The 7,567-nt window shown below is 63.3% G+C and carries 8 protein-coding genes and 1 pseudogene; 5 read left to right on the plus strand and 4 right to left on the minus strand.

The window, feature by feature from the left end; genetic code table 11:
• From EN984_RS38790 to EN984_RS15110, 3 genes and pseudogenes are all read right to left on the minus strand, one after another.
• Positions 1 to 139 (minus strand): annotated as a pseudogene (locus EN984_RS38790) (sugar phosphate isomerase/epimerase); the annotation flags it as partial.
• 38 nt (positions 140 to 177) lie between these two features.
• A complete protein-coding gene (locus EN984_RS15105; RefSeq protein WP_127269535.1) occupies positions 178 to 1,365 on the minus strand; it encodes a Gfo/Idh/MocA family oxidoreductase in 1,188 nt (395 codons plus the stop codon).
• A gap of 150 nt (positions 1,366 to 1,515) precedes the next feature.
• Positions 1,516 to 2,571, minus strand: a complete 1,056-nt coding sequence (locus EN984_RS15110; protein ID WP_127269536.1) for a sugar phosphate isomerase/epimerase — start codon at positions 2,569 to 2,571, stop codon at positions 1,516 to 1,518.
• A gap of 399 nt (positions 2,572 to 2,970) precedes the next feature.
• Between EN984_RS15110 and EN984_RS15115 the strand changes: the two genes are divergently transcribed.
• The 5 genes from EN984_RS15115 to EN984_RS38795 all read left to right on the plus strand — a co-directional run bounded on the left by EN984_RS15115 (position 2,971) and on the right by EN984_RS38795 (position 7,222).
• On the plus strand, positions 2,971 to 3,858 hold the full coding sequence (locus EN984_RS15115) for a sugar phosphate isomerase/epimerase (protein WP_027037785.1): 888 nt from the start codon (positions 2,971 to 2,973) through the stop codon (positions 3,856 to 3,858).
• Positions 3,859 to 3,918: 60 nt separating this feature from the next.
• Positions 3,919 to 5,088 carry a mandelate racemase/muconate lactonizing enzyme family protein gene (locus EN984_RS15120; RefSeq protein WP_127272205.1) on the plus strand — a complete coding sequence of 390 codons (1,170 nt, stop codon included), beginning with the start codon at positions 3,919 to 3,921 and terminating at the stop codon, positions 5,086 to 5,088.
• Positions 5,089 to 5,090: 2 nt separating this feature from the next.
• On the plus strand, positions 5,091 to 5,807 hold the full coding sequence (locus EN984_RS15125; RefSeq protein ID WP_013529506.1) for a FadR/GntR family transcriptional regulator: 717 nt from the start codon (positions 5,091 to 5,093) through the stop codon (positions 5,805 to 5,807).
• Positions 5,808 to 5,812: 5 nt separating this feature from the next.
• A complete protein-coding gene (locus tag EN984_RS15130; protein ID WP_127383810.1) occupies positions 5,813 to 6,793 on the plus strand; it encodes a hydroxyacid dehydrogenase in 981 nt (326 codons plus the stop codon).
• Positions 6,794 to 7,075: 282 nt separating this feature from the next.
• Entirely contained in the window at positions 7,076 to 7,222 is a 147-nt protein-coding gene (locus tag EN984_RS38795) for a hypothetical protein (RefSeq protein ID WP_236383014.1), read from the plus strand.
• An 18-nt stretch (positions 7,223 to 7,240) separates the two neighbouring features.
• Here EN984_RS38795 and EN984_RS15140 read toward each other — a convergent pair.
• Positions 7,241 to 7,567, minus strand: a 327-nt coding sequence (locus EN984_RS15140) for an amidase family protein (protein ID WP_245480067.1), incomplete at its 5' end; no start/stop codon positions are given.

The raw sequence follows: 7,567 nt of genomic DNA on the forward strand, positions 1-7,567 counted from the left end.
TTTTATAATCGTCCGGCGCGCCGGCGAAGATCGGTATCTCGACGCCATCGAAGCCCGTTGCCTTGATGTCGCGCAACAGCGGCTCGTGTTTCTTCGACACGGCCGTCGTCCACAAGAACATGCACATGCCGATTTTCATCGACGCCCCTCCCCTTGAATCCCCCGGCCGCCTCTATTTCAGAGCTTCGTCCACGCCCCATTCTTCTTCGACGACTTCACGCAGGCCTCGATGAAGGCCATGCCTTCTACGCCGTCCTGGATGGTCGGGAAGACGACATCCTTGGGCGGCTTGCCACCCTTGCGGCGTGCCGCCCGGATGGCGCGTGCGGCCTCCTGGTAGATGTTGGCGAAACCTTCGAGGTAGCCCTCGGGATGGCCCGACGGCACGCGGCTGACACGGCCCGCCACCGGCAGTGCGCCGGCGCCGTTGCGGGTGATCAATTGCTTCGGCTGGCCGAACGGCGTGTACCAGAGATAGTTCGGGTCGGCCTGCACCCATTCCAGCCCACCCTTGGAGCCATAGATGCGCAGCTTCAGCCCGTTCTCGTGGCCGGGCGCCACCTGGCTTGCCCAGATCATGCCCTTGGCCGGATGCGTCTTGCCGATAGGCTTGAAGCGCAGCATGACGTTGACGTTGTCATCGAGAAGCCGGCCCGGCACGAAGGCGTCGAGATCGGCCGACAGGGAGTCCAGTTCCAGCCCCGAGACGAAGCGGGCGAGGTTGTAGGCATGCGTGCCGATATCGCCCAGCGCGCCGCCGGCGCCTGCCTGCTTGGGGTCGGAGCGCCACGCCGCCTGCTTCTGGCCTGTCGCGGCCAAATCCTCGGTCAGCCAGTCCTGCGGATATTCGGACTGCACGATGCGGATGTCGCCGAGAACACCTTTGGCGACCATTTCGCGTGCTTGCCGGATCATCGGATAGGCGGTGTAGTTGTGCGTCAGCACGAACACCTTGCCGGTCTTCTCGACTATCGCCGCAAGCTTTTTCGCCTCGGCCAGCGTCGTCGCCAACGGCTTGTCGCAGATGACGTGGATGCCGGCCTCGAGGAAAGCTTTTGCTGCCGGCACATGGACATTGTTGGGCGTGACGATGGCCACTGCCTCGATGCCGTCGGGGCGCTTCGCCTCGGCCTTGGCCATCTCGGCATAGGATGCATAGCTGCGTGCGGGGTCGAGCCCCAGTTCGGCGGCCGAGGCCTTGGCACGGGCCGGGTCGGCTGACAAAGCACCGGCAACCAGCACGAAATCATTGTCCAGCCGCGCCGCGATCCGGTGCACCGCGCCGATGAACGCGCCTTGCCCGCCGCCGACCATGCCGTAGCGGATCGGGCCGCCTCCCGTTTCCGACTTCGATGCGCCGACCATATCTTGCTCCTCGCTGTTGCTCACCTCCCCCTTGAGGGGAGGTCGATCCGCGCAGCGGATCGGGTGGGGTCGTTGAGGCAGAGCTCGGCATGAACCGACCCCTCCCGGCCCTTCGGGCCACCCTCCCCTCGAGGGGGAGGGGAAACCGCGCTAGATGCCCATCATGGCGCGCAGCATCTTCTTGTCGGTGGTGCCGGCGGCGAAGTCGTCGAATGCCTTTTCGGTCACCCGGATGATATGGTGCTCGATGAAAGGCGCGCCTTCGGCCGCACCATCCTCCGGATGCTTCAGGCAGCACTCCCACTCCAGTACCGCCCAGGAATCATAATTGTACTGCGTCAGCTTGGAAAAGATGCCGCCGAAATCCACCTGTCCATCGCCCAGCGAACGGAAGCGCCCGGCGCGGTTGGTCCAGCTCTGGTAGCCGGAATAGACGCCTTGCCGGCCGGTCGGGTTGAACTCGGCGTCCTTGACGTGAAACGCCTTGATGCGCTCGTGATAGATGTCGATGAATTCTAGATAGTCGAGCTGCTGCAGCAGGAAGTGCGACGGATCGTAGTTGATATTGCAGCGCTTGTGGCCGCCGACCGCGTCGAGGAACATCTCGAAAGTGGCGCCGTCGAACACGTCCTCAGAGGGGTGAATTTCATAGCCGACATCGACGCCGTTGTCCTCGTAGACGTCGAGGATCGGCTTCCAGCGTTTGCCGAGCTCGCCAAACGCTTCCTCAATGAGTCCAGCCGGTCGCTGCGGGAACGGATAGAGGTAAGGGAAAGCCAGCGAGCCGGTAAACGACACTGAAGCATTCAGGCCCAGATTGCGCGATGCTTTAGCGCCGAACTTCATCTGCTCGACAGCCCACTCCTGCCGGGCTGCGGGATTGTTGTGCACCGACGGCGGCGCAAAGCCATCCATCTGCGCGTCATAGGCTGGATGAACCGCGACCAACTGCCCCTGCAGATGCGTCGACAGTTCGGTGATCTCGACGCCCGCGTCAGCGCAGATGCCCTTCACCTCATCGCAATAGGCCTTGGAAGAAGCCGCCTTCTTGAGGTCGAACAGCCGCGCGTCCCAGGTCGGGATCTGCACGCCCCTGTAGCCGAGACCGGCCGCCCATTTGGTGATCGACGCCAGTGAGTTGAACGGCGCGGCGTCGCCCGCGAACTGCGCCAGAAACAGCCCAGGGCCCTTCATTGTCGTCGGCATCGCATCCTCCCTCATTTCTCTCTCGACCGAGCATAGCGCCGATTGGAAGCAGGGCCAGCCACTTTGGTCTTTTCTCAACGGGTGCTTGCACGCACCGCCATTCTGGTATTACCAAATGTGGAAATTTGGTCAAGCCGCGCAATGCGCCATCAAGACCCCAAAATCACCTGTTGCAGGCCTATATATCTCAATATAATCAATGAAATAATCTACAGAGAAAGTTGCACCCCAGCGCTTCTTGCCGATCTGGAGAATTTGCTGTAGACCTCGCCTCAGGCCCAATTGGTCGAACCAGTTTGCGAAAAAAGGCTGGGAACGCCTTGGGGAGGAACCTTTGTGTCGCCTTTTGGCGATGCATGTCGCAGGCGAACCATAGAGACGATTTGGGAAGGACAGACCATGCATCTTTCGACGCACAACTGGATGCGCGCGGAACCCTTGGAGACGACGCTCAAGCGCATCAAGAAATTCGGCTATGAGTCGATCGAGATTTCCGGCGAGCCCGAGCAGTACAAGACCAAGGAGACCCGGGCGCTGCTGAAGGAGCATGGTATTCGCTGCTGGGGCGCGGTGACCCTGATGCTGGGCGAGCGCAACCTTGCCGCCAGGAACCAGGGCCAGCGCGAGCGTTCCGTTCAGTATGTCAAGGACGTGCTGACCATGGTCAGCGAACTCGATGGCGAGATCATCACGCTGGTTCCGGCCACCGTCGGCAAGGTGGTGCCTGACGGGACCGAAGAAGAGGAATGGAAGTGGGTCGTCGACGCCACCCGTGAATGCTTCACCCACGCCAAGAAGGTCGGCGTCAAGATCGCTGTCGAACCCCTCAACCGCTTCGAGACCTATCTGTTCAATCGCGGCGCCCAGGCACTGGCGCTGGCTGACGCGGTCAGCCCCGAATGCGGCGTGTGCCTCGACGCTTACCACATCCACATGGAAGAATTTAACGTCCATGACGCGATCCGGCAGGTCGGAAAGCGCCTGTTCGACTTCCACGTCGCCGACAACAACCGGTTTGCCGCCGGCCTCGGCCAGATCGACTGGCCGAAGATCGTCGCCACCTTGCGCGAGATCGGCTACGACGGCGCGCTGACCAATGAGTTCGTCGCGCCCGTCGACCGGACGCCGGCAGCCCCCTATCCCGACATGGTCGAGCGCAATCCGGTCGACATCTCGCCCGAGCAGCTGAAGTTCATCCAGGACCACGGCTCCAGCGTGCTCACCGAGAAATTCTACACCGACCAGATGCGCATCAACGCCGAAACGTTGCTGCCGCTGATCAAGTAGCCGACTGCCTCTGGGAAATTCGCCCTTCCGCCCTGACCGGCGGCGGGGCTGGGGAAGAATATGCGTATCAAGTCCGTCCAAGCCTGGTGGATCCGCGTTCCGATCGAAGCCGCTCGGCAGCACCGCAGCGACTTCGGTCAGGTGACGACCTTCGACGCCGCCATCCTGCGCATCGAAACCGATGACGGGCTGGTCGGCTGGGGCGAAGGCAAGAACGCCGCCGGCAGTGCCGGCAGCTACGGTGCACTCGTCCACATGCTGAACCATGAGGTCGGGCCTCAGCTGGTCGGCCGCGATCCGGCGGATATCGGCGTCATATGGGAGATGCTCTACAATGGCGTGCGCCACGACAGCGCCGCGCGCGGCGGCCACGCCATGCCGCAACTGGCGCGGCGCGGCATGAGCATCGCTGCCATCAGCGCCGTCGACATCGCGCTGTGGGACATTCTTGGCAAATCGCTTGGCGTTCCGGTCTGGCGGCTGCTGGGCGGCCGCAAGCTCGATCGCATGCCGGCTTACGCGTCCGGCGGCTGGGCGGCTGCCGACGCCATCGGCGAGCAGTTGAAATCCTACATCGCCAAGGGCGGTTTCAGGGCACTGAAGATGCGGGTTGGCGCCATGGATGGCGCGGCGCACATTTCGGCCGGCCGCGTGCGGGCCGCACGGCAGGCGCTCGGCCCCGATGTCGAACTGATGGTCGACGCGCACGGCACCTACACGGTGGCCGAGGCCAAGCGCTTCATCCACCTTGTCAACGATCTGGACCTCGCCTGGTTCGAGGAACCTATCATCGCCGACGACAAGCCCGGCATGGCTGAAGTGCGGGCGTCAGGTGCCGTCCCGATCGCCACCGGCGAAAGCGAGGCGACACGCTATGCCTTCCGCGATCTCGCGGTGCTGAAAGCCGCCGATATTTTCCAGCCGGATCCCGCCTTCTGCGGCGGTATCAGCGAGGCGATGAAGATCGGCACCATCGCCAGCGCCTTCAATCTGCGCTTTGCGCCGCATCTGTGGGCCGGCGCGCCCTGTTTTTTCGCAGGCTTGCATGTCTGCGCCGCCTCGCCGTCGAGTTTTACCGTCGAATATTCGCTCGGCGCCAACCCGATGATCCACGATCTGGTCGAAGAGACTGTCGAAGCCAGGGACGGCATGATAGCGATCCCGGAAAAACCGGGTCTGGGATTCACCATTTCGGAGCGATTCCTGGAGGCGCACGCGCAGCGCGGTTGACGATGAAAGAAAAGAACCTCCTCGCGGAACTCGCTGCCTACCTGTTCTCCCATTCGGACAAGGAGAGCGGCCGTACGCCTTCGGAACGCGAACTGGCGGAGCATTTCGCTGTCAGCCGCGGCCAGATCCGCGAGGCGCTGGCCATCCTTGAGGCCATGCGCATCGTTGAGCGCCGGGCCAAGTCCGGCATCTACATCGACACCAAGCAGGCCAGCGTGGAGGCCATGGCGCTCTTTGCCCGCGCGGGCCTGCCGCTCGACCCGATCCAGATCTACGAAACGGTCGAACTGCGCAAGATCCACGAGATCAAGGCGGCCGAACTTGCCTGTTCGCGCGCCACAGAGGAGAATTTCGAGCGGCTGCGCGAGATACTGAAAGCTTCGGAAGAGCGCATTGCCGCCGGCGAAGGGCTTGCCAGGGAAGACCGTGAATTCCACCTCGAGATCGTGCGCGCCACCAAGAACAGCGTCTTCCACAATGTCTGCAGCGTCTACTATATGATGGGCGAGCAGCGCCTGCCGATCTATTTCAACGACCCCGAGCGCAACGTGCGCTCGCATGCCGAGCATATCCAGATCTATGAGGCGCTGCTGCGCCGCGATGGCAATCTCGCCCAGGCGCTGATGAGCGCCCATTTGCAAGGGGCTGAGAGCTACTGGAAAGGCCTGATCGAGGGCCATGGCGAGGAACCTCAAAGCCCGGCGCTCGAAAAAGCTTGACCGACATGACCCGAATCCTCACCACCCACGCCCTGCACCCGCGCGCCTCGGCCATGCTGGCCGGCGCCGGAGAACTCGTCGTCGCCTCCGCCATCGATCCGGCCACGCTGGCCGCCGAGGCGAAGGATGCCGACATCGTCATCGTGCGCGCGCCGCTGCCACCACAGCTTTTCGACGGCGCAAAGCTGCTGCGGGCGGCAATCCGTCATGGCGCCGGGCTCGACATGATCCCCATGGAAGCAGCGACGGCCGCCGGCGTGCTGGTGGCGAATGTGCCGGCGGTCAATGCCCGCCCGGTTGCCGAGCACGTCATGTTCGCGGCGCTGGCTTTGCTGCGCAACTTCCGCGTCGTTGACCGCGACCTGCGCACCAAAGGCTGGCTTGCCGGCCGCGAGCACGCCAATTCCAACAGCGAGTTTGCCGGCAAGACGATCGGCATCGTCGGCCTCGGCGCCGTTGGCCAGGCGGTCGGCCATATCGCGGCGCACGGCTTCGACCTGAAGGTGGTGGCAACGACGCGCAGCATGCAGCCGGCGCCGGACAAGGTCGGCTTCCTGTCGATCGACGCTCTCGTCGAGCAGAGCGACATCATCGTTCTGTGCTGCCCGCTGACGCCGGAAACGCGCGGCCTGATCAACCGTGAGCGGATCGCCCGCATGAAGCCGCATGCGCTGCTGATCAACGTGTCGCGCGGACCGGTCATCGATGACGATGCGCTGATCGAGGCATTGCAGAAACGCCGTATCGGCGGTGCCGCGCTCGATGTTTTTGCGACACAGCCGCTGCCGTCGAACCATCCCTATTTCGGCTTCGACAATGTCATCATCACGCCGCACCTGGCCGGGATCACCGAGGAATCGATGATGCGCATGGGCGTCGGCGCGGCGGGTGAAGCCTTGTTGGTGCTGGCCAACAAGCTGCCGGTCAATCTGCGCAATCCGGAAGTGGTCGATCACTATCGGCGGCGGTTTCCGGCGAGCCCGTAACACATCGCGGTTTCGCCCCAATTCTCCGCGACGTTGAGAGCCATGCCGATCCACGGCTCGCATTCCTGGTAGTCGTCGTCTGTTCGCTCTGCGCCATGCCGTCATTCGCGGCCGAAAGCAGTTATGTCTATTGCGACAACGGACTGCGCTGCTTCAAGGCGCCCTGCCCGTCGAACAGCGTGCTCGACCTTGCCACCGGGGCGATCATCAAGGGCGTCTCGATCGATCCAAGCGGATTGCCGCAGGCCGACAAGGCGATAACCGATCTTTCCGACGCGCTTTATGCCGGCAAGATCGTCGTCAGGGGCTCGATCGAGCACCGCACCCCAGACCATCACCGGCGAGAAGTACAATCTGCCCTGGCTGGTCGCGACCCGTATCGTGCGGACCGCCAAGGACAGCGAACGCAAGCACTGTTCGTCGCACTGATAGGCAGTTCAGCCCTGGTCACGCGCCAAGCAGCTGCTCTATTTCGGCAGCAATCCGCAGCAGGCGCCGGTCATGCCCGTTGCGCGCCACCAGCATCAATCCGGCGGGCAGCGGAGTGCCCGGCATCGGTAGCGAGATCGCGCAGAGATCGAACTGGTTGGCGACCTGCGTGTTGCGCAGCAGCAGGCCCTCGGTGCGGTCGCGCAGCTCGGCGTCGTCAGCCATCGAGACGATGGTCGGCGCCGTCACCGGCGTGGTCGGCAGAGCCAGCACATCGACCGATGCCAGCCGCTCGTCCATGGCGGCGGCAAGTGCTGCGCGACGACGCATTGCCCTGATGTAGAC

This window comes from Mesorhizobium sp. M7A.F.Ca.CA.004.12.1.1 (assembly GCF_003997835.1).
In the GTDB taxonomy this organism is placed as follows: domain Bacteria; phylum Pseudomonadota; class Alphaproteobacteria; order Rhizobiales; family Rhizobiaceae; genus Mesorhizobium.